The organism is Micromonospora sp. CNZ299, assembly GCF_002754415.1.
This window is the reverse complement of record NZ_PEFG01000001.1, coordinates 4,508,934-4,534,968: the sequence shown is the minus strand read 5'-3', so window position 1 is coordinate 4,534,968 and position 26,035 is coordinate 4,508,934. Positions and strand designations below refer to the sequence as shown.

17 protein-coding genes are annotated in these 26,035 nt (G+C 68.0%); 6 read left to right on the top strand and 11 right to left on the bottom strand.

What is annotated here, in order from left to right:
* Nucleotides 1–375: 375 nt before the first annotated feature.
* Nucleotides 376–1,629: a helix-turn-helix domain-containing protein gene (locus CLT68_RS20510; RefSeq protein WP_486482252.1), complete on the bottom strand. Its 1,254-nt coding sequence runs from the start codon at nt 1,627–1,629 to the stop codon at nt 376–378.
* Between the two features lie 362 nt (nt 1,630–1,991).
* On the opposite strand from CLT68_RS20510, the gene CLT68_RS20505 reads away from it, so the two are divergent.
* Together CLT68_RS20505 and CLT68_RS20500 are read left to right on the top strand one after the other, a co-directional pair.
* Nucleotides 1,992–3,350: an NsdA family TPR-like regulatory protein gene (locus CLT68_RS20505; protein WP_143743211.1), complete on the top strand. Its 1,359-nt coding sequence runs from the start codon at nt 1,992–1,994 to the stop codon at nt 3,348–3,350.
* A 39-nt stretch (nt 3,351–3,389) separates the two neighbouring features.
* Nucleotides 3,390–3,896, top strand: coding sequence for an NUDIX domain-containing protein (locus tag CLT68_RS20500; protein WP_099853043.1), 507 nt, complete (start codon nt 3,390–3,392; stop codon nt 3,894–3,896).
* 109 nt (nt 3,897–4,005) lie between these two features.
* Here CLT68_RS20500 and CLT68_RS20495 read toward each other — a convergent pair whose 3' ends face one another.
* The 3 genes from CLT68_RS20495 to CLT68_RS20490 are packed head-to-tail and all read right to left on the bottom strand — an operon-like array spanning nt 4,006 to nt 7,872.
* Nucleotides 4,006–5,055 (bottom strand): SPFH domain-containing protein, encoded by a 1,050-nt coding sequence (locus CLT68_RS20495; protein ID WP_099853040.1) that lies wholly within the window; start codon nt 5,053–5,055, stop codon nt 4,006–4,008.
* Entirely contained in the window at nt 5,052–7,292 is a 2,241-nt protein-coding gene (locus tag CLT68_RS32635; protein ID WP_143743210.1) for a hypothetical protein, read from the bottom strand. Before CLT68_RS32635 ends, CLT68_RS20495 begins: the two co-directional genes overlap by 4 nt.
* Complete coding sequence (locus tag CLT68_RS20490; protein WP_158240905.1) at nt 7,285–7,872, bottom strand: toll/interleukin-1 receptor domain-containing protein; 588 nt, start codon at nt 7,870–7,872, stop codon at nt 7,285–7,287. Before CLT68_RS20490 ends, CLT68_RS32635 begins: the two co-directional genes overlap by 8 nt.
* 542 nt (nt 7,873–8,414) lie before the next feature.
* Here CLT68_RS20490 and CLT68_RS20485 point away from each other — a divergent pair.
* Nucleotides 8,415–9,710, top strand: a complete 1,296-nt coding sequence (locus CLT68_RS20485; RefSeq protein ID WP_099853035.1) for a helix-turn-helix domain-containing protein — start codon at nt 8,415–8,417, stop codon at nt 9,708–9,710.
* A gap of 182 nt (nt 9,711–9,892) precedes the next feature.
* Here the strand turns inward: CLT68_RS20485 and treZ are convergent, their stop codons facing one another.
* Genes treZ through glgX form a run of 3 tightly spaced genes read right to left on the bottom strand, consistent with a single transcriptional unit; the run spans nt 9,893 to nt 16,039 of the window.
* The gene (gene treZ, locus CLT68_RS20480; RefSeq protein WP_099853032.1) at nt 9,893–11,617 is read right to left on the bottom strand and encodes a malto-oligosyltrehalose trehalohydrolase; all 1,725 of its coding nucleotides are present in this window, start codon (nt 11,615–11,617) and stop codon (nt 9,893–9,895) included.
* The gene (treY, locus tag CLT68_RS20475; RefSeq protein ID WP_099853030.1) at nt 11,614–13,920 is read right to left on the bottom strand and encodes a malto-oligosyltrehalose synthase; all 2,307 of its coding nucleotides are present in this window, start codon (nt 13,918–13,920) and stop codon (nt 11,614–11,616) included. Before treY ends, treZ begins: the two co-directional genes overlap by 4 nt.
* Nucleotide 13,921: 1 nt before the next feature.
* A complete protein-coding gene (gene glgX / locus CLT68_RS20470) occupies nt 13,922–16,039 on the bottom strand; it encodes a glycogen debranching protein GlgX (protein ID WP_099853027.1) in 2,118 nt (705 codons plus the stop codon).
* A gap of 486 nt (nt 16,040–16,525) precedes the next feature.
* Here glgX and CLT68_RS20465 point away from each other — a divergent pair, with 486 nt between their 5' ends.
* Entirely contained in the window at nt 16,526–17,797 is a 1,272-nt protein-coding gene (locus CLT68_RS20465; protein WP_486482449.1) for a glycosyltransferase family 4 protein, read from the top strand.
* Nucleotides 17,798–18,610: 813 nt separating this feature from the next.
* Here CLT68_RS20465 and CLT68_RS20460 read toward each other — a convergent pair.
* The 4 genes from CLT68_RS20460 to CLT68_RS33405 all read right to left on the bottom strand — a co-directional run bounded on the left by CLT68_RS20460 (nt 18,611) and on the right by CLT68_RS33405 (nt 23,736).
* The gene (locus CLT68_RS20460) at nt 18,611–19,894 is read right to left on the bottom strand and encodes a citrate synthase (protein ID WP_088947970.1); all 1,284 of its coding nucleotides are present in this window, start codon (nt 19,892–19,894) and stop codon (nt 18,611–18,613) included.
* Between the two features lie 218 nt (nt 19,895–20,112).
* Complete coding sequence (locus CLT68_RS20455; protein WP_099853024.1) at nt 20,113–22,146, bottom strand: sulfatase-like hydrolase/transferase; 2,034 nt, start codon at nt 22,144–22,146, stop codon at nt 20,113–20,115.
* Nucleotides 22,139–23,569, bottom strand: coding sequence for a class I SAM-dependent methyltransferase (locus CLT68_RS20450; RefSeq protein WP_099857412.1), 1,431 nt, complete (start codon nt 23,567–23,569; stop codon nt 22,139–22,141). Before CLT68_RS20450 ends, CLT68_RS20455 begins: the two co-directional genes overlap by 8 nt.
* Before the next feature lie 17 nt (nt 23,570–23,586).
* Complete coding sequence (locus CLT68_RS33405) at nt 23,587–23,736, bottom strand: hypothetical protein (RefSeq protein ID WP_179778832.1); 150 nt, start codon at nt 23,734–23,736, stop codon at nt 23,587–23,589.
* A gap of 191 nt (nt 23,737–23,927) precedes the next feature.
* Here CLT68_RS33405 and CLT68_RS20445 point away from each other — a divergent pair, with 191 nt between their 5' ends.
* On the top strand, nt 23,928–24,794 hold the full coding sequence (locus CLT68_RS20445) for an arginase family protein (RefSeq protein WP_158240904.1): 867 nt from the start codon (nt 23,928–23,930) through the stop codon (nt 24,792–24,794).
* 87 nt (nt 24,795–24,881) lie between these two features.
* Nucleotides 24,882–26,018, top strand: a complete 1,137-nt coding sequence (locus CLT68_RS20440; protein ID WP_099853020.1) for an FUSC family protein — start codon at nt 24,882–24,884, stop codon at nt 26,016–26,018.
* The last annotated feature ends 17 nt before the right edge of the window (nt 26,019–26,035 follow it).

Here is a 26,035-nt window from a genome sequence, read left to right as displayed (position 1 = left end):
CCGTCCGATGGGACGGCCCCTCGAGAGGGTGCTGGAACACCCTCCCGAGGCTGCGCCCGCCGCAGCAGAGCACAGGTGAACTGCCAACCTGAAGTCTAGCCACTCAGCAGCAACCAGCGGAGGGACCACCCGGACGGGTGGTCCCTTCACTGAATGTCGGCAATCCGTTGTTGTCCGCGCGGCGAGCGGCTCCGTTGGAGATCGTCTGGGGCTTCTACTCACCGCGCGCGTCGTTCGCCTATCCCGGCGGTGAGTCGGTACTCGCTTGAGCCCGTCCCGGACGGCTGCTGCGGGCCTCCCTGGCCAGTTTCGTCTCCGCGACAGCCGCCCACCACATCCTGGTGTGGGCCTCACGCCCAGGTAGGGACGGTTCGGTCAGCGGGTGAGGCCGACGAGCGTGGCCAGTCGCGCCACGCCGGCCGGTGCCGGGTTCGCGCGGGCGATCTCGGCGATCACCGTACGCGCCAACGGCCGGCACCGAACCTCAGCCGGCGCGACGCTGTCCGCGTCCACCAGGGCCCGTGCGGCCCCGCGCAGGTCACCCACCTGGAGGTACGCCCGCGCCACATCAACCAGGTACGCACCCCGATACTCGACCGGCAACCGCCGCCACGCCTCCCGCCGAATCACCGTCAGGTGCCGTTGCAGCGCCTCGTCGGCGTCGCCCCGTTGGGCCGCCGACAGCACCCGCGCCAGGTCGACGGTGATCGGCCCGAAGCTGGTGCGGTGCGTGTCGTCGTACCCCCGAAGGTTGGTGGCGACCCCCGCGGCCCGGTCGGTCAGTTCGTCGGCGCGGCGGGCGTCGCCGCAGCCGACGGCGGCCAGTGCGGCCTGCACCAGCAACGTCCCACCCACGGCCCGCTCCCCCGCCGACCACCCCCGGCCCTCGCCCCCGTGATCATGAGGTTGGCGGGCGCTTTGATCTCCATCCGGCCCGTCAACCTCATGATCACCGAAGCGGGAGGGGGTCGGGTCGGTGGTGGGCGGGAGGATGCGGTTCGCGGCGGTGAGGGTCGCGGCCAGGGCCAGGCGGTCGCGGCCTGCGGCGCGGAGCGCCTGGGCTACCGAGATGGCCGCCGTTGCCGCCAGGATCGGGTCGTCGCCGGCGGCGGCCATCGCGCGGTCGGCGGCCAGCCACCCGAGGTCGGCCTCGCCGAGCTTCACCAGCAGGGACGAGGTGATCCGGTACGCCTGCACCAGCACCTCCGCCGACCGCGCACCCTGGGCGGCGCCGAGCAGACCCGGCAACACCCGCACCAACTGCCCGTAGTGCGCGTGCTGGTAGGTCAACCAGGCGTACACGACCTGCCTCCTGACTTCCTCCATTGTCTGGGTCGGGGCCTGCGGGATGTCGTAGCGGGCGAGCGCGGCCCGTATGTCGTCCACCCCGTGCGGCGGGCCGGCAGGCGTCGGCCGCTGCTGCCCGAGCAGCACCTCCGGGTCGACCCGCAGGACGTCGGCCAGTTCCTGGATCACCGAGTACCGGTTCAGGGCGCGCGCACCCCGCTCCACCTTGTCCACCCAGCTCTTCGACCTGCGCAGCCGGTCGGCAAGCATCTGCTGCGTCATCGACCGCCGCACCCGCCAGCGGGCCACGCGGCGGCCGATCGGGACGTCATCGTTGGTCACGCCGCCACCGCCGGTCCGGGACCGCGCGGGTCGTGTCGTCCACGGGTACGCGCTCCGCCTCGGCCTGGGCGAGGAGGCGCTGTTGGCGGCCTCTCGCTCGGCCGCCTCGAACTGCGCACCCTTGCTCGCTGACTCGTCGCCCCGCATCGACACCTCCGCTGGCCGGGGGTGACGCTTGCCGTCACTCAGGACCCCCGCGATCAGCGAAGCGGGCTGCCGGTCGACGGACCAGATGGCAAGCGATGCGCCCGGTTGCGCTGCTCAGGACGTGGGTTGCGCAGGGTTGCGCGGGTCCCCATAGGACTTCGACAACCCATAGGCTCGTCACTGTTGGTAGTTGACCGATGCCTGGAGGCGGAACGATGGCGCGACCGGTGACGAACGCAGCCTTCGAGGGGCTCCTGCTGGCCGCCGGCTACGCCAACTCCCACGCTGCCTTCGCCCGCCAGCTCAATCACACCGGCCGCAACGAGGGCGCCTGGCGCTACGACGCCGCCAGCGTCTACTGGTGGTTACGCGGTCGCCGGCCTGGCGAGCATGTTCAGGCCGCAATGGCCGAGACTCTAGCCCGCAGGCTCGGTCGTTCGGTCGGCGTGACCGAATTGGGCTTTGGCGGGGCCGAGAGCATCGGCTCGTGTGGTTACCCTGCGACCGTCGATGAGGCGATCGATACCGCCGAGCTGATCTGGACGAGGTTGGCCAAGCGCCTCAACCAACATGACAGCGGGGTGTTCGATAGCGGCAAAGCGCTGGAGGCGGCGCTGGGTTGGCGGTACGACCTGCCCGACAAGGCGGTCAGCCGGAGCGGCCGGCAACAGGTCGCCTCCACCGACGTTCAATCGCTGTACGCGCTGGCGGACCACTTCACCGACCTCGACCGACGTCATGGCAGTGGCTCTCCGCGTACCCGGGCTGTCATGGCCGACTTCCTGATGCGTCAGGTCGCGCCGATGCTGCATGGGACCTACACCGATGCCGTGGGGCGCGACCTCATGCGCGCAGCGGCAACGCTCTCCGGCCAACTCGCCTTCATGTCGTACGACGCAGGCGAACATGCGATGGCACAACATCATGTGACGCTCGGCCTACGACTCACCAAGGCCGCTGACGACCGCCTCTACGGTGCTCACCTGCTGGCCAATCTGGCCACCCAGGCCGTGTTCTTGGGGCATGCCCGAGAGGCGGCGCGGCTCATCGAAGCGGCCATTGACGGGGCCGGACGCGCACCCGCCGCTGTCCTCGCTCGGCTGCATGCCACCGCCGCTACTGCGTACGGACAGTCAGGCGAGCGACGTGCGTGCCAACTCGCCCTCACTAAGGCTGAACGCGCTCTCGACCGGACGGGCACAGAGCCCGGTCCGCGCTGGGTCGGATACTTCAGCCCCGCCCACCTGGCCGGGGCCGCGCTGAGGTGCCTGGGCGACCTGCACCTGTACAAGCAGGCCCTTCGACACGCTCCGGAGGCGCTCACCCTTGCCGGCCAAAACACCCGGACGCGCGCCCTGCACACCGCCCTCGTCGCCATGACTCATGCCCGCGCTGGAGACACCGACGCCGCCTGCAACTGGGCCTCAAAGATCGGGCAACCTGCAGCGAGCATCCAGTCGGAGCGTGTTCAACAGCGCGTCCGTGAACTCATCGCCACGCTAAGCCCTCGGCGGGCATCGCCCCAGGTCAACGAAGTCCTGCACACCCTCGCTGCCATGCCAACACCTATCTAGAGCCGAACGCGCCCAGACATCTCCGCTAGCGTCACCGAGGTGACCTGGACTGAACCCGCCACGTGGTACGCGAACCTAGCTTCCTTCTACGCCGCCGCTGCAGCCTTCATCACTGACCAGGACGACAACGTGTTGCTTGTCAAACCCACCTACCGCGACTATTGGGCCTTTCCGGGCGGCTACGTCGACGAGGGCGAGTATCCACACGATGCGTGCGCCCGCGAGGTCCGCGAGGAGTTGGGCGTCGCCGTGGAGGTGGGCGACCTACTAGTCGTGGACTGGGCACCGCCCGCCGGGGAACGACCTCGCGCGATCATAAGCTTCACGTTCGATTGTGGAACAATAACGAGTCTCGACAAGCTTGAACTGGCCGGTGAGGAACTGACAGGGGCCGCCTTCTTCTCAGAGGGTTCTGCCGCCCAGCGTCTTCCCGCCAGCGTTGCTCCAAGAGCCCGCTCCGCGAGACTAGCCCGAAGCCAATGCACCCCTGTTTACCTCACCGCCGGCCGGAGTGTTCCGGGCAAGAGGGGGAAAGATCGTCGGTAGGCACGGTCAATCGCATCCGGGCAGCAACATCGCAACCAGCCTGAAGAGTAGAAATATTCGACAGGACTTCTTGTGGCTGCCTGCATCTGAAGACTCGGGCGCGAGCAGCTCAGCGCTTGGCACCATTGAATGATTGATCACCGCCAGACGACCTTTGCGGTGGGGCACTGGGCGCCTTCTTCAACTTCATCTCTGGAAGAACCGACGACTCGGACCAACCTAGGCCAGTGGAGCCCTTCCGGACAGCAGCTTCGCGAACCCGGTTGGTCAAATCGTCACGGAATTTCTCAATGTCGACAGCCTGCATAATGCCACTTTCAATCAAGTACTTGACCAGATCCGCGAATCTAGTGTCGCGCGCCTCTTCCTGCTCCACCCCTGCCCTCCAAGCCTCGTTAAGCATCTCAAAAAGCTTCTCAGATCCATTCGGATGTTCAGCAGCATGTGCGAGCAGCAATTCGTAGGGATCCATCTCGAGGTCGCGCATTGCAATCAACGCAGCCTTGCGCCTTTCCAGCTCTGCAGCATGCTCGATTTGCTTGATCTCGTTGAGACGGATCGCCTCGACCTTAGCGCGTTCGTGTTGTTCCGCCGCAAGATCGCGGCTGCGCGACGCACCTCTTAGATCCTCAAGATACTCAAAAGCCGTCCGGTCGGGCGTCAGTCGCACATTGAGACGATAAATCGTTATTCCTTCAGGAAGCGGGATATCCCGAGAAAACTCTGCGTTGAATTTATCCTCGGCTAGATGAATCTCCTCAAGATCGAAACTTCGGGTGACGGCCCTGAGCTCGCTACTCACATAATTGAGAATCACAGAGGCGCCGTACGTCACATAACGACGGACTATCTCGGCTGGGTCCGTCACGCGGAAACCTATATCGACCACCGCTTCCAAGAAATGAGCGTTCCTGGCGGTTGGCAAGTCCATACCCCCAAGCCTGGCGGTGCGACGTTGATCAGACACGTCTACTTCGTGTCGGATCCAGCTAGATGTGGTTGAATGCCGAGCCCAGGGGCGCCCACCGCCTTGCGGGATCTGCACCCTGCCATCCGCATCCGAATACACAATCGCGACACCCGGGCGCAAGGCTGGGTTCTTCTGCCAGCCAGGCCGAACGAGTGCAGATCGAAGGATTGGACGAAACCCATTTGTCATAGCGAAAACTCCGAGCTCGTCGTGTTCAGATCGAGTTGCTCAAGTTGCCGCTTCAAGGCAGCGGCGGTGGCCGTTAAAGGCTGCAAATGGTCCGCCTGCCCCCAGTGATCCACTATATGATGAACTATCTGCCGGACGCGAGGACTGTACGAGCTGACACCCACAAGCAGATATGTTAAAACTTGGCGCATCGCTGGAGTTCTCTCCGCCATGACAGCCCAATCAGTGAGAGTGGTAGCAGCGTCAAGAGAATTTCCGGAGTGCAGCACGCTCGCCCACATAAGGCAAAGCTCGCTCCGAATTTCTTGATCCCGGTCCGCTAAAACGAGGAGTGTCGGCCACAATTCAGGAGTGAGATCTGGATGAACATCGGGCACCTCGGTGAGCAAGGACGTCGCGGCTTGGAGAAAAGCCATTTGTGCAGCAAATTCCCGCCGGTAGTTCGGAAGCCACTCACAAAGAGACGTCAGCACAGAACCGGATAGTTCACAACTATCCCTCCCGGCTAGGTCAGACAAGCTCCGGGAAACAGCTGCCGTGACGTCGAGATCACCGCACCCTGCAAGCCTACCGAGCCGATCGATCAGCCATGTTGGATCGCTCAAAGCTAGACTAACCCCGTAACTACGGGCAGCGGTGGCCTGTTTCCTTCGCTCCCGCTGCAATCCGTGCCATGTCTCGATAAGGCGCAGGACGTTAGCGGCCGTGAGCGGATTCGCTGCCGGCACCCGCAGCGCGTTAGCAACTGCATCACGCCGCAGATAGCTCTCATCACCCGCCCATCGCTCGAACATAGAATGGTGAAGGTAGTCGAAATTTAGAATTGAGAGCAGCCCTAAAGCAGTGGCCGCTCGAATCCGGACACGTTCTGACTGCTCCTCTCCAGCCGCGAGATCCAGCAGCCAGGCGAGCATCTCCTTACTCCTACCGGACCGCTGCCAGAAATGTTCAATGACACGTCGCGGATAGGTCCGATCTGCATACTCGACAGCTTGGACCACTGAACGCCCGTAAGGCCCGCGGGAGTACACCTTCCGTGTACGCGCTCGGAACTCTTCGAGCCTTGCGGCGGAGGCCGTCCGTCCCACCTTAGTCCCGCGCCTATTCTTCGCAGGTTCTAGCCCTTCAGCAAGGACCGTAGAGGCATCGGAAACAACCTCGTACGGAAGACCGTCGAGTACCGCGAGCGTTACGGCGAAACAAGCGTCTTCGAGATCATTGAATCCTTCCATCCAGATTGTGAAGTTGTCGACATCGCGCCGATTCATCATTCGCCTCAGAACAGCTAGGTCGACGGTGCCGTCTTTCGTTATTTGATGGATGATGTCAGCAAGATGACCTGCCCGCCGACAGGGCAGCGTTGGCGGTAGCAGTTCATCAATTGCTTCACGAAGACCCTCTTGCGAAAGCAAATCGTTCGCCTGCTTGCCGAAGCGCCACCGAAGATGCTTCTCGACGATGGCACGGTGGGAGGGTGGCTCGAAGGGATGGAGCCGATAGTCTAGTGCCTCTTCATCATCAAGCCGAGTTTCCGTCCCAGTGACTATGATCAGTCGAGTCTTCGCCTCGATTAGCGCGTGATCCAAATTCCGTAGGTCACGTCCGGACAAGCTTGACATCGCGGCAGGCTCCGTAAGTATGAGGCCTACGCCGGATATGGCGTCGTCGGAACTGGTTCGTCCGGCACTGATTGCATCGTTAAGCTGCGCAAGATTGACGTGGGAATCTACCATGTATATGGGTTCGTGGTTTGCCTCTGCAAGAAGTCGAATGGCAAGCGTTGTTCTCCCACTACCCGCGACGGATTGCATAATGGATGCATGCCGAGTCATGAACTCAGTCTGGATGCTGCTCCACTCGCGCGGCGGAACAAATGCATGGATGGACCGATCGAGCAGAAGAGGCGAGATTTGACTCATACGGGCTAGATTTTCAGCACGACCGAATGAAATGACGTACTTGTCACCGCCGACTAGGTCGCCGCGAATAATTACCTGTTCTGCTTCTTGCAGCCATTCCTGTCGATCAGTGGCGGCGCCAGGCCGACCTCTCGCTTCACCGCCCCGGAGGGGTGCACCTGTGCTGGGCTCGTGAACACCATTGGTAGGTGGTCCGCCATCGGATCCCCCATTCACGTTCCTAGAAGTTTCGCTGGAATCGCTGAACTTGGCAGCCTTTCGTGTCTCGCCGCCGCCCTGAATCGGGACCCCGGAGGTAGCGGCAGCGTCGTCACTCATGACGCATCACGTACTTTGAACCGTTGACGACATCTCCACCTACCCGTACAGCACCATTGAAGGTGATACCGGTTGATGTGGGCCCGGAACTGCTCGCCTCGACTTTCACACCTGGACTTTCGGAGACCATAAACTCTCGAAGACCACGAAACAGGCGCGTGAGGTCTTGATCAATGCTTCGGTGACGCAACGTAAGGTATTGCCTATCAGCTAGAGCGCTAAGCGACGCTGGGAGCTCACCGGCCTTCAGCCTGACGGCTCCCCCAACCAGGACGGGGATGATACCGATGCCTATTTGCAGCGCAAATTCAATCTCCTGTCGCACAAAGTCGTCCTCGCGGTCTATACGCCTTCCACGCTCCCCGTCGCGAAGCAACCACTTGGGCCCCACTACGACGACCATCGCAACGCATTTCGCGAGCTGCCCCCATAGAATTGGCCGAAAGTCAGATCCGAGCGGGATTGATTTACTGTCGAAGAACGCTGTTCCCTCCCCAAATTTTTGGTCGATGGCTTCGGCCAAGAGCACTGCTGTCGACGGATCGTCGTTGTTGCGGTAGCTGACAAACACCTTCGCCACTTGGGCCCACCCCGGGGTTAGATCACATGAACCGAGATCATTCAGATTTGCGATCGATGCTATATGTCATGCAGGCACCCTGGGGTGCACCGTATCGTTAGACCTGACTGTCCGAAGGTGCATCACTCGATGATCGTCCGTTGAGGATTCTGGGGCCACCCGGTGACCGTTGACCGCTTCAGGAGACACGGGAAACCTTGTCAGGAGAGGCAGCCAGCTTCCGTCTCGCGGACAACCCCAAGCGGATGCACCTGCAGCGATCGCCCAACCGAACCCAAGTGCAGAGGTTAGTTCGGGCCACAAGAGAGCCACCGCTGCGCCACTGAAGGTCAAGATGCCGACGGGCACCCAGCGGGTTCGGCTTGAACGAAGGAGTTTCACTTAGACCATCCAATCCTTGGGATTCAGGCCGCCGGACTCTTCCAATGAATCACGGTCGTCGGCTAGGTTCGTTTCAGCGCTCGTGATTAACAGCTTGCACGTCGGTGAGATCAACGGAAACCGTTGACCGGCTCGCTGGCCCTTAGGAAACGGGAGACCATATGAACGACGACATCGAGGGAGATCCCGCGCATTTCGGAAGTAGACTGCGGAAGCTGCGCATTGATGCAGGGCTATCGCTTGCTGACCTAAGCCGGATAGTCCATTACAGTAAGAGCTACCTCAGTAAGATCGAGAATGGCCTTAAGGTCCCCAGCCTGGATCTTGCGCGTCGATGCGACGCACAGTTGGAGGCCGGCGGAGCTTTGGCTGCGCTCGTCCAAGACCTGCCGCCGGCCGCCACTCTCAGCGCAGCACGGCCTGCGGATATTTGGACCATGGGGCTCAGCCCCGACGGGCGTAGTGAATTCACCGGCCTGCATAGACAAGACCTTCATTCGGCGGGAGTGGTGACCGTCTTCAACTGGCATCTGCGGCCAACGGTTAGTCCACGGCATACCGAGGGCGCGACCTTACCCGCGTTCTTAACGATGTTCCAAGAGGCGCGTCGGCTTGGACAGACGATCTCCCCTGCGGCGCTGATCCCGGTGCTCGTTGCACAGACCAACGCCCTTCGGGTAATGGCGCCACAGGCGCGACCTGACGAGCGAAGTCGCCTGTTGATATTAGCTGCGCGTTTTGCCGAGTACACCGGCTGGATGGCTCAGGAAGCGGGGGATGATGATGCCGCAATGTGGTGGACAGACCATGCCTGTGATCTAGCGGAAGCGGCCGAATTCCATGACCTCGCCGCATACGCACTTGTCCGCCAAGCTCTGATTACGATGTACCGCCATGACGCAAGCAATACCATCGAACTGGCGAGGCTCGCGCAAGAACAGACGCAAAATCCGAGGGTCTGCGGGCTAGCAGCACAACGGGAAGCCCAAGGTCACGCGCTCGCTGGAAACTACGAGGAATGCTCTCGCGCACTTGACCGCGCGCGTGATTTTCTTAGTCGGCCGCACATCGAGGAGGGCCCTATTATCGGAACATCCACCCTGAGCGATCCCGTCACGCTCGTCACCGCCTGGTGTTTGCACGATCTCGGACGCCCACGGGAATCTGCCGAGTTATTCGAATTCGCCCTGCCGCAAATCCCTGCACATGCCCACCGAGCGAGAGCACGCTACACCGCCCGGTATTCGCTTGCCCTCGCCGCAGCCGGAGAGACAGAGCGTGCGTGCCACGAGGTCGATCAGGTTCTGGAAACCCTAGCGCGTGCCAACTCCGCGACGATCCAGCTCGATCTGCGGAGGCTGATGCAAGAACTGAGTCGGGCACAGCACAATCTCGCCGCTCGTGATGTTGTGTCACGTCTGGCCGAGGCGCTATCACCGGCGAAACTGTTGTTCTGACGGCTCGGCAAGCAGATCCGAAGTGGACCCAGGCAAAGCAAATAGATATGAGTCGATCGCTGCCGACAACGGCCAGATCACTCTTATGATCGATTTCGCACGGCTATGCAGGCAATTCCGTGAGCATGCTAGGAGTAGCTCCTCGGGCCACGACCGCAGATTGATCCGAATTGAGCAGCCTGTCAGAGCGCCACGATCGCCGCAGTCTCCGCCGGCAACTCGATCCGGTCCCGCATCACCGTGACCCCCTCCCCCGTAGCCAGCAGCACCCGCCGAGCCACCCCAGGCAGCGACACCCCCTGCCCCCGCCCAGCCAGGTTCGCCACGACAAGCGTGTCCCCCCGCCGCATCACCAAAAACTGGTCCCCGTGCTGCACAGAAACAGCGTTCAACCGAGGATCAGACAGATCAGGCAAGGACCGACGCAGAGCGATCAACCGCTGATAAAACGACAGCATCGAAGCATGCTCAGGCTTGTCCAGCTCCGCCCAGTCCAACCGCGACCGCACGAACGTCTGCGGGTCCTGCGGATCAGGCACGTCCCCCTCGGGCCACCCGTGCGAAGCGAACTCCCGCCGCCGCCCGGTCCGCACCGCAGACGCCAACTCCGGCTCAGGATGCGACGTGAAGAACTGCCACGGCGTGGAGGCAGCCCACTCCTCCCCCATGAACAGCATGGGAGTGAACGGTGCCGTCAACAGCAACGTGGCCCCAACCCGCAGAAGAGAAGGCGAGAGAGAAGCCGAGATCCGATCCCCGGTAGCTCGGTTCCCGATCTGGTCGTGGTTCTGCAGGTACGCCACGAACCGGTGCCCCGGCACCCGAGGATCGACAGGCCGCCCGTGGTGCCGGTTACGGAAGCTGGACCAGGTCCCCGCGTGGAAGAACCCGCCGGTCAGCACGTCCGACAGCGTCTCCAGGGAGCCGAAGTCGCCGTAGTAGCCCTGCCGCTCCCCCGTCAGCAACGTGTGCAGCGCGTGGTGCGCGTCGTCGTTCCACTGGGCGTGCAGCCCGAACCCACCCGCCTCCCGAGGGGTGATGAGCCGCGGGTCGTTGAGGTCGGATTCGGCGATGAGCGACAGCGGCCGGCCCAGGTGCGTCGACAACGCCTCGACCTCGATCGCCAGCTCTTCGAGCAGCGGAACCGCCCGCGAGTCTGGCAGCGCGTGCACGGCATCCAACCGCAGCCCGTCGACGTGGTAGTCCCGCAGCCACATGAGCACGCTGTCGATGATGTAGCGGCGTACCTCGTCGGAGTGCGGGCCGTCCAGGTTGACCGAGCGGCCCCAACTGTTGCTCTGCTCGGCGAGGTAGGGCCCGAACTGTGGCGCGTAGGCCCCGGAGGGCCCGAAATGGTTGTAGACGACGTCGAGGATCACCCCCAAACCGCGAGCGTGGGCAGCGTCGACGAACCGTTTGAGGCCGTCGGGGCCGCCGTAGGGCTCGTGCGGGGCATACCAGCAGACGCCGTCGTACCCCCAGTTGTGTTCGCCGTTGAAGGCGTTGACCGGGAGCAGCTCGATCAGGTCGACACCCAGCGACACCAGGTGGTCGAGGCGGTCGATGGCCGCGTCGAAGGTGCCGTCCGGGGTGAAGGTGCCGATGTGCAGCTCGTAGAGGATGCTGCCGGGCAGTTGCCGGCCGGTCCACGAGCTGTCGGACCACGCGAAGGCCGCGTGGTCGTAGCGTCGGCTCGGCCCGTGCACCCCCGCAGGCTGCCACGGTGACCGGGGGTCGGGCAGGGCCGTTTCGTCGTCGTTCAGCAGAAAGGAGTAGTCGACGCCAGCATCGGGGACGTCGACCCGCCACCACCCGTCGGCGGCGGCGCGCATCTCGTGGTCGGAGTCGCCGGCCAGGCGCAGCCTGACGCGGGTGGCGTCCGGTGCCCACACGGAGAATTCGGTCATGAAGCAGCCTCCACGGAAGCGGTGGGAGGAGCCAGCAGTGCGACGGGATAATCGGCCAGGAGGTCGTCCAGGGGCGTCTCCCCGCCACTGTAGACCCGGCCAGTGAACAGGTCCTTAACCTCGTTAACGGGAAGCGACAGGGCCGTGTCACACCAGCCGCCGGCGCGGGCCAGGCCCAGCGGCAGCCGCGTCGCCACGGCGATCACGCCACCCCGGTCGAACGCCACCGCGTGCCGGCCCACCGGGCCGTGCGCCGGCACCGGCCGGTAGCCGGTGAACAGCTCCGGGTGCGCCCGCCGCAACCGCAGGGTCCGCGACACGACGAGTAGCTTCGCCGCGCCGTCGGTGTCGATCGGGGGACGCCAGCCGCCGTCGATCCGTGCCAGCAACTCTCGGCGTACGTCGAAGTCGACCGGGCGGCGGTTGTCCGGGTCGACGAGGGAGTTGTCCCACAGCTCGGTGCCCTGGTAGGTGTCCGGCACACCGGGCATGGTGAGCTGCACGAGCTTCTGCCCGAGGGAGTTGCACCAACCGGCCGGGGTGATCGCCGCGGCGAGTTCGGTCAGCTCGTCGTGCAGGCTCGGATCGTCGTACATCAGGTCGACCACGGCGTGCAGAGCCTGCTCGAAGGCCGGGTCGGGGTCCGCCCAACTGGTCGAGGCCCCGGCCTCCCGGGCGGCCTTCTCCACGTACGCGTGCAGTCGCTTTCGCTCGATCGGCCAGGCGCCGACGGCCGTCTGCCAGAGCAGGTGGGCGAACGACGGGTCGGGCAGCGGGGCGTACTCCATCCAGGCCTTGACCTGCTCGGCCCAGCGGGCCGGCAGCTCGCTGAGCACGGCGAGGCGGGCGCGGACGTCCTCGCCGCGTTTGGTGTCGTGGGTGGAGAGGGTGGTCATGCTGGCGGGCCAGCGGACCTGGCGGGCGCCGGCGAAGCGGTGGAACTCCGCCGGCGACACCCCGAAGTAGGCGGGGCTGTCGCCGACCTCGTTGAGCGCCACGAACCGGCTCCACCGGTAGAACGCGGTGTCCTCCACGCCCTTGGCCATCACCGCGCCGGTGAGCTGCGGGAACCGTTGGCCCAGCTCGTCGTCGGGGTTGCGCAGCCGGCGGGTGATCGCGTCCAGGGCGGCGGCCAGGTCGGGGCGGCGGCGGCCGGCCTCGGATCGGGCGGCGGCGAGGTGCCGGGCGCCGTGTGGTGGGTAACCGCGGTAGACGGGGAACGCGGCGGCCAGCTCGGCGAGCGCCGCGCGGGCCTGCTCGGTGGGCACCTCGGGGGCGAGGGCGGCCAGCCGGGTCAGCTCGGCGGCCAGCAGCCGGGTGGCGGCGGCCAGCTTGGTGGTGTGGGTCAGGTCCTCCCAGGAGGTGTGCTGCCCGGTGAGGCGGGTGTCCAGGGCGGTGAAGTCACCCTCGGCGTCGGTGTCGATGAAGAGCCCGCCGACCGCTGCCAGGGCGTCGTAGCCGGTCGTGCCGTCCACCGGCCAGTCCGGCAGCTCCTCGCCGTACTCCAGGATCTTCTCCACCACGAGCCAGGCCTGCGGCGCGGCGGCCCGCAACCGGGCCAGGTAGCCGGCCGGGTCGCGCAGGCCGTCCGGGTGGTCGACGCGGATGCCGTCGACCTCCCCGGCGGCGGCCCAGCGCAGGATGAGCTCGTGGGTGGCGGCGAACACCGCCGGGTCCTCCACGCGCAGACCGGCCAGGCCCGCGATGGCGAAGAATCGGCGGTACGTCAGCTCGGCGTCGCCCCGACGCCAGGAGACCAGCTCGTAGTGCTGCCGGTCGTGCACCTCCGCCGCGCTGCCGTCACCGGTGCCGTCGGCGATCGGGAAGCGGTGTTCGTGGTAGCGCAGCTCGTTGTCGACCACCTTGAGGTCGTCCAGGGCGGCCGGGTCGTCGGCCAGCACCGGCAGCAGCAGCCGGCCCCGGTCCCAGTCGATGTCGAACCAGTCGGCGTACGCCGAGTCGCGCCCCCGGCGCAGCACGTCCCACCAGGCGGGGTTGGCCGCGGGGACGGCGACCCCGGCGTGGTTGGGCACGATGTCGACGACCAGCCCGAGTTGCTTGTCGCGCAGCGCGCGCAGCAGCCGCTGCCGACCGGCCTCGCCGCCCACCTCCGGGTTGACCTCCCGGTGGTCGACCACGTCGTAGCCGTGCTGAGAGCCGGGGGTGGCGGCCAGCAGCGGGGCGCTGTAGAGGTGGCTGACGCCGAGATCATCGAGGTAGTCGACGATCGCGGCGGTGGCGTCCAGGTCGAAACCGGGGCGGACCTGGACGCGGTAGGTGGCCTTGGGAGGGGTGGCCGGCATGTCAGATCGTCCTCTCCAGCACGACGAGGGACCGCTCCGGCACCCGGATGGTGCCGCCCGCGCTGATCACCGTGGCGTCGCCCGGCTCCGGTTCGGCTGTGCTGATCACCCGTTCCCACTTCTGGCCGTACTCGCTGCCGGGCATGGTGAAGTCCAGCGGCGCGTCGTGGGCGTTGAAGCAGAGCAGGAACGAGGCGTCGTGGTGTTTCTGGCCGTACTGGCCGCGCTCGCGGATGCCCTCACCGTTGACGAACAGCGCCACCGAGCGGCCGAAGTCGTTGCCCCAGTCGTCGCCGGTCATCTCCCGCCCGTCGGGGGTGTGCCAGGCCAGGTCGGGCAGCGGCTCGTCGCTGCCGCGTCCACCCACCGGGAGGCCGGTGAAGAACCGGCGGCGGCGGAACACCTGGTGCCGTTTGCGGAACGCGGTCAACGTCTGGACGAACTCCAACAGGTGCTCGTCGACGTTGTCCCAGTCGACCCAGGCCAGCTCGCTGTCCTGGCAGTAGACGTTGTTGTTGCCGTGCTGGGTGCGACCCAGCTCGTCGCCGTGACCGATCATCGGCACGCCCTGCGACAGCATCAGCGTGGCGAGGAAGTTGCGCCGCTGCTTGGCCCGCAGCGCGAGCACTGCCTCGTCGTCGGTGTCACCCTCGACGCCGCAGTTCCAGGAACGGTTGTGGCTCTCGCCGTCCCGGTTCTCCTCGCCGTTGGCCTCGTTGTGCTTGTCGTTGTACGACACCAGGTCGTTCAGGGTGAACCCGTCGTGGACGGTGACGAAGTTGATGCTGTGGAACGGGCGGCGCCCGTCGTCCTGGTAGAGGTCGGCGGAACCGGAGATCCGCGACGCGAACTCGGCGAGGGTGGCCGGCTCGCCGCGCCAGAAGTCGCGGACCGTGTCGCGGTACTTGCCGTTCCACTCCGTCCACAACGGCGGGAAGTTGCCCACCTGGTAACCGCCTGGGCCGACGTCCCACGGTTCGGCGATCAGCTTCACCTGGCTGACCACCGGGTCCTGCTGCACCACCTCGAAGAAGGTGGACAGCCGATCCACCTCGTAGAACTCACGGGCCAGGGTGGCGGCCAGGTCGAAGCGGAAGCCGTCGACGTGCATCTCGGTCACCCAGTACCGCAGCGAATCCATGATCAGTTGCAGTGAGTGCGGGCTGCGCACGTTGAGGCTGTTGCCGGTGCCCGTGTAGTCGACGAAGTAGCGGCGGTCCTCCTCGCTGAGCCGGTAGTAGCTCGGGGCGTCCACACCCTTGAAGCTCAACGTCGGCCCGAGGTGGTTGCCCTCGGCGGTGTGGTTGTAGACCACGTCGAGGATGACCTCGATGCCGGCCGCGTGCAGCGCCTTGACCATGCCCCGGAACTCCTGCACCTGCTGACCGGTCCGGCCCAGCGCGGAGTAGCCGTGGTGCGGGGCGAAGAAGCCGATGGTGTTGTAACCCCAGTAGTTGCGCAGCCCCAGGTCGTTCAGGCGGTGGTCGTGGACGAACTGGTGCACCGGCATCAACTCGATCGCCGTGATCCCGAGCCGGGTCAGATAGTCGATCATCGGCGGGGAGGCGATGCCCGCGTACGTGCCGCGCAGCTCCTCCGGGATGTCCGGGTGGCGCATGGTCAGTCCGCGTACGTGGGCCTCGTAGATCACCGAGTGGTGGTAAGGGGTGCGTGGCGGCTTGTCGTTGCCCCAGTCGAAGTACGGGTTGACCACCACCGACTTCGGCATGAACGGCGCCGAGTCGGCCTCGTTCATCCGCTCCGGCTCCGACATGTCGTAGTCGTAGACCGCCGGGTCCCACTGGATGTCACCGTCGATGGCCTTGGCGTACGGGTCGAGCAGCAGCTTGTGCGGGTTGCAGCGCAGCCCGTTCGCCGGGTCGTACGGGCCGTGCACCCGGTAGCCGTAGCGCTGGCCCGGCTCGATGCCCGGCAGGTACGCGTGCCACACGTAGGCGTCCACCTCGCGCAGCTCGACACGGCGCTCCGCGCCGGTGTCCCACTCGTCGAAGAGGCACAGCTCGATCCGCTCGGCCACCTCGGAGAAGATGGCGAAGTTGGTGCCCATCCCGTCGTAGGTGGCGCCCAGGGGATACCTCTCGCCCGGCCAGACCTGCATGTCGCTCCTTAGACCATGGTTATGTGCACACCGGCCGAGATCGCCCGCGCGCACGCAGGTAGTGCCCCCGGCCCGGTCGCGCCAATCCATCCTTTCAGGCGATGGCCGAAAACCACCTGTCTGATGCGCACTACACCGATCAGGTGTCCTCCGTCACGATGACCGTTTTCGAGGTGCGTTCTTGGGCCCGATGGACTTTCCTTGACCGGGGACAAGCGTTCGCGCGTGCCCGCCAGGCCCTCGGCCACCCCTTACACCTCCCACTCCGCCGCCACTGACGCCGGCGCGTATCACCATGCATGGACGGAGATTGATGTGACAGTGCGGGTCGACGAGCAGCTCGCTGCCACCAAGGACCGGGCCCACCGGCCCACAGTGACCTCCCGGCCCCAGCTTCCCGCACAGCCCGGCCTCTCCGCGCAGCCCGGCACGCCCGTGCCGACGCAGTCCGGCTCCGGGGTGCCCCCGCAGACCCGTCGCATCCTCATGCTGTCCTGGGAGTACCCGCCGGTGCTCGTCGGCGGTCTCGGCCGACACGTGCACGCGCTCTCCGTCGCCCTCGCCGCCGCCGGCCACGAGGTCACCGTCGTCACCCGCCACAGCGAGGGCGCACCGCTGGAGGAGTACGCCGACGGCGTGCGCATCCTGCGCGCCCCCGAGGACCCGGTGACGTTCCCCCTCGCCACCGGCTCCCTGCTGGCCTGGACCATGGCCTTCAACCACACCCTCACCCGCACCGCCCTGCGCGCCACCCAGGCCGGCTCGTACGACGTCATCCACGCCCACGACTGGCTCGTCGCGCACACCGCGATGACGTTGCGCGACCACCTGGACATCCCGCTGGTCAGCACCATCCACGCCACCGAGGCCGGCCGGCACCAGGGCTGGCTCCCGGAGGAGATGAACCGCAGCATCCACGGCGTCGAGCAGTGGCTCAGCAGTGAGTCCAACCGGCTGATCGTCTGCTCCGGCTACATGCGCGACGAGGTGAACGCGCTCTTCGGCGTGCCGGCCGGCCGGGTCGACGTGGTCGCCAACGGCGTCGAGCCGCACCGCTGGCGGGTGCCCGCGCGAGCCGTGGCCGCCGCCCGCGCCCGCTTCGCCGGCAACGGCCCGCTGGTCACCTTCGCCGGCCGCCTCGTGTACGAGAAGGGTGTGCAGCACCTGATCGCCGCGCTGCCCCGGCTGCGCGAGCGGCACCCCGGGCTGCGTGCCGTGATCGCCGGCGACGGCCCGTACCGCGCCGAACTGGAGGCTGAGGTGCACCGCCGCGGCCTCGGCGGCATGGTCAGCATGCCGGGCTTCCTCGGCGGCACCGACCTGCCGGCGCTGATGGCCGCGTCCGACTGCTTCGCCGTGCCGAGCATCTACGAGCCGTTCGGCATGGTCGCCCTGGAAGGCGCCGCCGCCGGCGCCCCCCTCGCGGTCGCCGCCACCGGTGGCCTCGCCGAGATCGTCGAGCCGGGCGTCACCGGCATGACCTTCCGCCCGCACGACCCGGACGGTCTCACCGACGCCGTGGACGCCCTGCTGTCCGACTCCGACCGCGCCCGCGTCATGGCCCGACGCGCCCGCCGGATGGTCCACGACCAGTACGGCTGGTCGGCCATCGCCCAGCGCACCGCCGCCAGCTACGCCGCCGCCATCACCTCGGACGCCACCTTCACCGCCGAACGCGCCGAGCAGCGCATGTCCCAGGGCCGCGCCCTCCCGGCGCTCCCCGAAGGCAACCTGCTCGCCGCAGCGGGCCTGCGCTAAGCGAGGCCCTTCTCCTTGATCGACTCGGTCTTCTTGAAGTCGGGGTGTCCCGGTGCTGAGGACCCCCCGACTTCCTGAAACCCGAGTCGATCACGTCGGGTCTCGGTGCGTGGAGCGGCCGGGTCCGTCAGGGGGCCCTCGCTGTCCGGCCCATCTCTGCCTTTTGACGCCCGCCATCGTCCTTCTGACGCCCCTCCATCGTCGCCGCCCAGGCCCGTCAACCAGCGTGCCGGAGCGTAATCGACTCGCCTTCCAGGGATCGGGCCATCCGGTCGGCGGGGCCGGCGCTTGATCGACTCGCCTTCCAGAAAGTCGGGCCATCCACCGGCTTGATCGACTCGGCCTTCAGGAAGTCGGGCCATCCACCCCGCCCGGACACCCCGACTTCACGAAAACCGAGTCGATCAAGCGCCGGCTGGCCACCGACCAGAAGGCCCAACGGCCGATACAACCGGACCAGTCCACCGTGCCGCACGGACGTGATCCACTCGACATCCTGAAAACCGGGCCATCCACCCGATGATCGACTCGCCTTCCAGGAAACCGGGCCATCCACCCCGCCCGGACACCCCGACTTCACGAAAACCGAGTCGATCAAGCGCCAGGCCGCACGGAAAGGCGCCAGGCCGCACGGAAAGGCGCCAGGCCGCACGGAAAGGCACCAGGCCCCGCGGCAAGCGCCAGGCCCCGCGGAAAGCGGAAGGCCAGGCCGGGCGGAAAAGCCCAAGGCCAGGCCCCGCGGGAATGCGGAAGGCCGTCGACCTGGATCGGTCGACGGCCTGCCGGTGTTGCGGAAAGCGGGGAAGACGGACGTCAGCGGTCGGCGAAGGGGACGTAGTCCCGCTCGGCGGAGCCGACGTAGACCTGCCGCGGACGGCCGATCTTCGTCTCCGGGTCGCTGATCATCTCGCGCCACTGGGCGATCCAGCCGGGGAGCCGGCCGAGCGCGAAGAGCACCGTGAACATCTTGGTCGGGAAGCCCATGGCCTTGTAGATCAGGCCGGTATAGAAGTCCACGTTCGGGTAGAGCCGCCGGGAGACGAAGAAGTCGTCGGCGAGCGCGATCTCCTCCAGCTCCATGGCGATGTCCAGCAGCGGGTCGGGCTTGGCCATCCGGCCCAGCACGTCCTGCGCGGCCTTCTTGACGATCGCCGCCCGCGGGTCGTAGTTCTTGTAGACCCGGTGGCCGAAGCCCATCAGCTTGACGCCGTCCTCCTTGTCCTTGACCTTGCGGACGAAGGACCGGACGTCGTCGTCGCCGGCGTGGATCTGCTGGAGCATCTCCAGCACCGCCTGGTTGGCGCCGCCGTGCAGCGGACCGAACAGCGCGTTCACGCCGGCGGAGACCGAGGCGAACAGGTTGGCGTTGCTGGAGCCGACCAGGCGGACGGTCGAGGTGGAGCAGTTCTGCTCGTGGTCGGCGTGCAGGACGAAGAGCATGTCCAGCACCTTCGACATCACCGGGTCGACCTCGTACGGCTCCGCCGGCACGCCGAACGTCATCCGCAGCAGGTTGTCCACGTACCCGAGCGAGTTGTCCGGGTAGAGCAGCGGCTGCCCGATGGACTTCTTGTACGCGTACGAGGCGATGGTGGGCACCTTCGCCATGAGCCGGACCGTCGAGATCTCCACGTGCTCGGAGTCGAACGGGTCCAGGCTGTCCTGATAGAAGGTGGACAGGGCGCTCACCGCGGAGGACAGCACCGCCATCGGGTGGGCGTCCCGGGGGAAGCCGTCGAAGAAGCGGCGCATCTCCTCGTGCAGCAGCGAGTGCCGCCGAATCCACTCGGTGAACTCGGTCAGCTGCTGCTCGCTCGGCAGCTCACCGTAGATGAGCAGGTACGAGACCTCCAGGAAGGAGGACTTCTCGGCCAGCTGCTCGATCGGGTATCCCCGGTAACGCAGGATCCCCGCGTCGCCGTCGATGTAGGTGATCGCGGATGAGGCAGCGGCGGTGTTGACGAAACCGGGGTCGTACGTGGTCATCCCGGTTTCCTTCAGCAGCTTGCTCACCCCGATACCGGCGGGGCCCTCGACCGCGGGATGCACCGGCATCGACAGCTGCCCACCGGGGTGATCGAGCTTGACTTCCGTCATGTGGTTCCTCGCTTCGCCGGCAGATCTACGTTGAATTGCCTTCGCTTCTACCGTAATTGCGGTTCGGGGGACAACGCCCGCCGTGGTTCGGCGGTGAGGCATGCGTCACCCGATTCCCGACCGGGCCGCCGGGAAACCCGGTGTCCCGTTGGGCGGGACACGGGCCGGATGACGGCCGGACGAGGGCGGGACAGGGGTGGACAACACCCGGTGGCAGGTCACGAGAGGGCAAGGCGTCGCAGCGTACCGTCCGTCGCGATCTCGTAGACGTCGAGCTGGTTGGTTCCGGCGCGAAACAGCCTGTCGTCGGTGAGCAGCGCGGCGAACCGGCGTCCGCCGGGGTCGGCCGGCGCGACCGGGACGACGGCCCCGATCCGGCCGTTGACGGCCACCGCGAGCAGGGTGCCGTCCGGGACCCGGTCCGGGACGTCCCCCCAGACGAGCGCCGGAAGGGTGCCGGTGTCCGGGTCCATGGCCGTGAACGCGGCCAGGTCGGCGACCCGGGCGCTGCCGGCGGGCGGGCCGGCGCGCACCTCGGTGCCGACCAGGGGGTGCGGTGTGGGCAGCGGCGGCGGGGTGGGCACACCGCCGGGGAAGGTGACCGGAACGCCGGGGCGGTCGTAGAAGTGTTTCGTGCCGTCGGTGCGCGGGGCCTGCCGGGCGGAGCGGCCGTCGACGCGCCAGGGCAGCCGGATGTTGGCCTCGTCGGCCACTGTCGGCAGCAGGTCGACGTGTTCCCAGTTGCGGTCGTCCACCCGGCCGGTCTGCTGCCGGGGTTCCTTGACGAACATCGGCACCCAGGCGACCTCGCCGGCGGCGGCCTTGATCGCGTCCATGCCCCGGCCCTGTGCGCCGGGGCGGAAGCTGACGCCGTGGTCGGCGGTCACCACGACGAGGGCCTGGTCGTAGAGGCCGCTGGCGCGCAGCGTCCGCAGGGTCTCGCCGATGAGCCGGTCGGTGTAGCCGAGTTGGGCGAGGTGCCGTTGCCGGGCCAGGTCGACCCAGCCTGCGCCGTCGTTGGGCAGGTCCTCGGGGGCGTCGTAGCGCGCCCCGGACGGCAGGTACGCCCAAGGCGAGTGCGGCATCAGCAGGTGCAGGAAGTGCAGGGTGGGCCGGGGCGTGGGCTTCAGCCCGGCCAGGAAGCTGGTGAAGCGGGCCGGTTGGTTGTCGTCGAGGCTGTCCCAGCGGAACTTCGGGTCGGCGGGCACCGGCTCGGCGGCGTCCAGGCCGGCCTCGGCGCGGGTCTGCTCCCGGTAGGAGTCCTCCGGGTCGACGGCGCTCTCCGTGGGCCCGGCGATCCGGCCGAGCAGCTTGCCGGTCTCCCGGACCAGCACGCCGAGCCCCTGCTCGGGGGTGACCGGCTGTTCGCAGCGGCTGGGCGGGCAGAGGCGGGTGATGCTCTCCTCGGCGCGGATGTCGTACAGGCCGCCGAAGGCGGTGAAGATGTTGTCCGGGTACTGCGAGTAGTGCGGTGCGACCGGCTTGGCCGGGTAGCGGCCGGTGAGCATCGCCGGCAGCGCGTTGGGCGTCCACCCGCTGACACCCGTGGCGTTGCGGTACCAGGTCGAGCCGCCGGCCAGTTCCGCGAAGTGCGGGTACCGGGTCGCGTCGATCCGCCCGTCGGCGCCGAGCAGGCTGACCAACGGCAGCTCGTCGAGGATCAGCATGACCACCGGCGGGTGCACGCCGGTGCCCTGCGCGGTGCCGGCCGCGCCGCCGTCGCCGCGGGGCAGCACCACCGCCGAGGTGGGCGAGGCGAGCAGGAAGAGCGCCAGGAAGGCCACCGGCCCGGCGGCGGCCAGTCGCAGCACCCGGCCCGGCGCCCGCCACCACCGGTGCGCGGCCGCGCCGGCGGCTCCGGCCAGCACGGCCACCAGCAGCAGGGGTACGCCCCGAAGCGGCGTCACGTGTCGGCCCACCTGCACGGCGAGGGCGGCGAGCAGCAGGCCGACCAGCCCGGTGTGGGTGAGCGCGCGGGCGGTCCGGCCGGCGAGTCGGCTGAGCGCTCCGAGCAGCGCCACCGCGATCGTTGGCAGCACCGCCACCAGGACGACCAGCAGCAGGATCTGGGCCGGGTCGGCGCGGTGGAACAGGAAGAAGTCGGGGCTACGGCCGAGCACGTCCAGCAGAGGCTGGGTGACCACCAGGCCGACCAGGGCCGTCACCTCCAGCAGCCGGCCCAGCTCGCTGCGCCAGCCCTGGTACCACCGCGTGGAGGCCACTGGTGGGTCGGCGGCGGGGGGTTCAGCCACCCATCACCGTCCGGTAGAGCGTGCGGGTGCCCGAGGGCAGTTCCAGGCGCTCGGTGATCCGGCCCCGGGCGGCCAGCAGCGTCTCGAAGGTGTCGCGCCGGTAGTCCGGGAAGAGGCCGGCGGGCTTGTTGGCCAGCAGCCGGCTTGCCATCGGGTCGTCCGGGTGGACGAACTCCACCACCACTGCGCCACCCGGCGCGGTCAGCCCGGCCAGCCAGTCGATGACCTCCGGCAGCGGCACGTTGCGCCCGATCGCCAGGTGGTGCACCACGGCCAGGGCGAGCACCACGTCGGCGGACGCCCGTTCGGCGAAGCCGGCCCGCTCGACGCCCCGCCAGCCGCCACCCGGTGACGGGTCGGCGAGGTCCAGCACCAGTGGCAGGATCCGGCGCTGCCCCTCGGAGCGCAGCTTGCGGTACAGCTCGTCGACCACGGCCGGGTCCTGCTCGACGGCGACCACGTAGTCGGCGTGGCCTGCCGCCAGCCGGGAGTACCGGCCGTCGTTGGCGCCGAGGTCGAGCACCAGGCGGGGGCGGGCGCCGGCGGCCACCGAGGCGGCGACGAACTGTTCCTTCGCCACCCGGTCGCGTGCCGAGTAGCCGCAGGTGCGCTGGTAGTCCGACCAGTGGGTCCCGGCCGGGCGGTGGTCCAGCTTGCGGACCAGTTTCTCGATGCCGCGTACGGTGGCCAGCAGCAACTCCCGGGAGAAGCCGGCGGCCCGCAGTTGGTCGCGGACGTCGCTGGTGCTGGCGGCGGCGTTGCGCTGCTGCATGGCGCCGTGCAGGTGCAGGTGGGTCAGCACGCCGGGGCGCAGCCGTCGGGCCCCGCCGAAGAGCGGGCGCAGTTCGTCGGCCTCGATGCCGTCGACGCGGGCGCGCAGCCACGGTTGGAAGTCGACGCCCAGGTGGGCGGTGAGCATCAGCGGGTAGAGCATGGTCTGGCAGAACTGCCGGTAGCCGGCCCACGCTTCGCCGTCGCGGACCGGTTCGAAGGAGCCGATGTCGATGAAGACCGGCTCGGTGCCGTGCCACTGGAGGTTGTACGCCGAGCCGTCCTTGGTGGTGAAGCCCTCGCCGAGCGCGGCCCGCAGGATCTCCACGTGCAGCAGCGCGGCGTCGCGCAGCATGCTGAACGACCACTCGTACGGGTGGGAGACGAACGGGATGCGCTCGTGGCGCAGCACTGCGGCCCACGGCGCCCCGGTCGTGGCGGGCACCAGTGTCGACGGGGCGTCCTCGGTGGCGCAGACCTTGCCCGCGGCGACGAGCGCCGGGAAGAACCTGCTGCCGGTCAGCGCCCGCCAGTGCTCGGCGGCCCGGGTGTCCAGCCCGCGCAGCACCTCGTCGCCGACATGGAAGACCCGGTTGGCCGGGTCGCGGAAGGAGGCCGGTTCGGGCCGTACCTCGGTGGGTGAGATCGCCATCGTGGGGACCGGCCCGCTCACCGCTGGTCGGTGGGTTGCCGGCGGAACCGGTCGACCAGCCGTCGCCAGTAGAGCTTGGCGGCGACCGCGGCGCCGGCCACCCCGCCGACGACCGCCTGCACGATCAGGCTGCCGGATCCCGCGTCCAGGTAGGCCAGATGTCTCACCGATCGCTCCTTGCCCTCGCCGTCTCGATACCGGCGTCCCGGGCGTACACCTGTGAGGCTTTTGACCCAGAAAGCCGGACTTGTCCCTCACCGTACGCCGGTCGTCATCGCCGTCGCGGGCACATCGGCGTACTCCCAGCCTCGCCACAGAATGTGGCCGGGAGGCCGGACCTCGCCGGTACGCTGCGGACGTGCGCTGGACGGTCGTGGACGCGCCGCTGGACTCGTCCGGCGCTGGGCGCGGTGAGGAACGGGCCCCCGCCGCGCTGCGCGACGCCGGCCTGCTGGACGCCCTGGCCGCCGACGACGGTGGCCGGGTGGACGAGGCGTGCCTGCGCGACCCTGTCCGCGACCCGGCGAGCGGGGTGATCGGCGCCGCCGGCCTGGTCCGGGCCGGCGCGGCCATCACCGCCAGGGTCGTGGCGCTGATCGCCGACGGCCGGCGGCCTTTGGTGCTGGGCGGCGACTGCGCCATCCTGCCCGGCATCTGCCGTGCCCTGCCGCCGACTACCGAGCTGTGGTTCGTGGACGCCCACCCGGACTTCCTCGACGGCGTGACGTCGCCCACCGGCGAAGCCGCCGACATGGACCTCTCGATCGTCACCGGGCACGGCCCGGTCGCCGCCATCGGCTGCGACGGCCCGCTGCTCGACCCCGGTCAGGTCCACCTGCTCGGGCACCGCCCGGCCACCGACGACAGCAGCCGCGCCGAGGCCGCCCGGATCGACCCGGCCATCCATCAGGTGCCCGCCGCCGAGCTGCTCCGTCGGGGCGCGGGCACGGTCGGGTCGGGCCTGGCCACCGGCGCGGACGGCCCGGCCTGGCTGCACCTCGACCTCGACGTGGTGGACCCGCGGGACCTGCCGGCGGTGACCTACCCCGAGCCGGACGGCCCCCGCTGGGCGGATCTGATCGCGCTGGTCACGCCACTGGCCCGCGCCGACCGGCTGCTCGGGATGAGCGTCACCGACCTGAACACCGACGAGGACCCCACCGGGCGTCACACGCGACGCGTCGTCGAGGTCCTCGCCGAGGTGCTGGGCTCCGCCGACCGCTGACGGCTGGTCAGTGGCCGGGCTGGGCCGTGCGCTCGGCCGGCCCGCGCGGACAGGTTCGGGCGCCGGTCGCACCGGGTAACCGCGACCATGAACGCGACGGCCGGGGCGCCCGGCGAGCGAGCGGGGCCGGGCAGCCTGCGTTCCCGGATCTCCGCTGCCCGCCAGGCCGGCTACCGCCGGTTGCAGACGTACCTGATCGTGGGGTTCCAGGCGGGCCTGGCCGCCGCGTTGTCCTGGCTGGTGGCCCGCGAGATCCTCGGCAACGCGGAGCCGACGTTCGCGCCCGCCGCGGCCGTCGGTGTGATCGCGGCGTCCCTCGGCAGTCGTGCTCGCCGCACATTGGAGCTGGTCGCCGGGGTGGTGCTCGGCATCGGTGCGGGGGACCTGCTCATCCGTCTGTTCGGCACCGGGCCGTGGCAGACCGGCGTGATCGTCTTCCTGGCGATCACGGCGGCGTTGCTGGTGCGCGGCACCGGCGCGTTGGTGACCCAGGCCGGCGGTACGGCGGTCCTCATCGCCACCCTCACCCCGACCGCGCCGGATCTGGAGCTACCCCGGACGATCAACGCGCTGATCGGCGGGGCGGTGGGCCTGTTCGTGGTGCTCGTGCTCCTGCCGATCAACCCGCTGCGGACCGTACGCCGGGCAGCAGACCCCGCCCTGGACCTCTTCGCCCGGGAGATGACCGCCTCGGCGGAGGCACTCGCCGAGGGGAACATCGGGCGGGCGAAGGAGGTGCTGTCCCGGATGCGGGCCGCGGAACCCGAACTGGACCGGCTGAGCGAGGTGGTGACCGCCGCCGACGAGGTCGTTCGGCTCTCCCCGGTGCGGTGGCGTCGACGGAGGACGCTCGGCGCGTACCGCGGCGGGGTGGAGCACATGGAGCGGGCCTTCCGCAACAGCCGCGGTCTGGTCCGCCGGATCATCACAACACTGCATGACGAGGAACCGGTGCCGGCCGACCTGCCGGCTGCGGTGGAGCACCTGGGAGAGGCCGTCCGGTTGCTGCATCGGGAGTTCCTCGCCGCGCAGGAACCGGTGCAGGCCCGCGAACGGGCGCTGCACGCGGTCGGCGAGGCGGGCGAGGCGTGCCGACAGGGACTCGGCTTCTCCGGCACGATCGTCGTCTCCCAGCTGCGTACCGCCGTCAACGATCTGCTCCGGGCCACCGGCGTGCCCCGCGACGAGGCACGCCGGCTGGTGCGCCGGGCCGCCGCAGGCTGAGGCCGCCTGACCTGTGC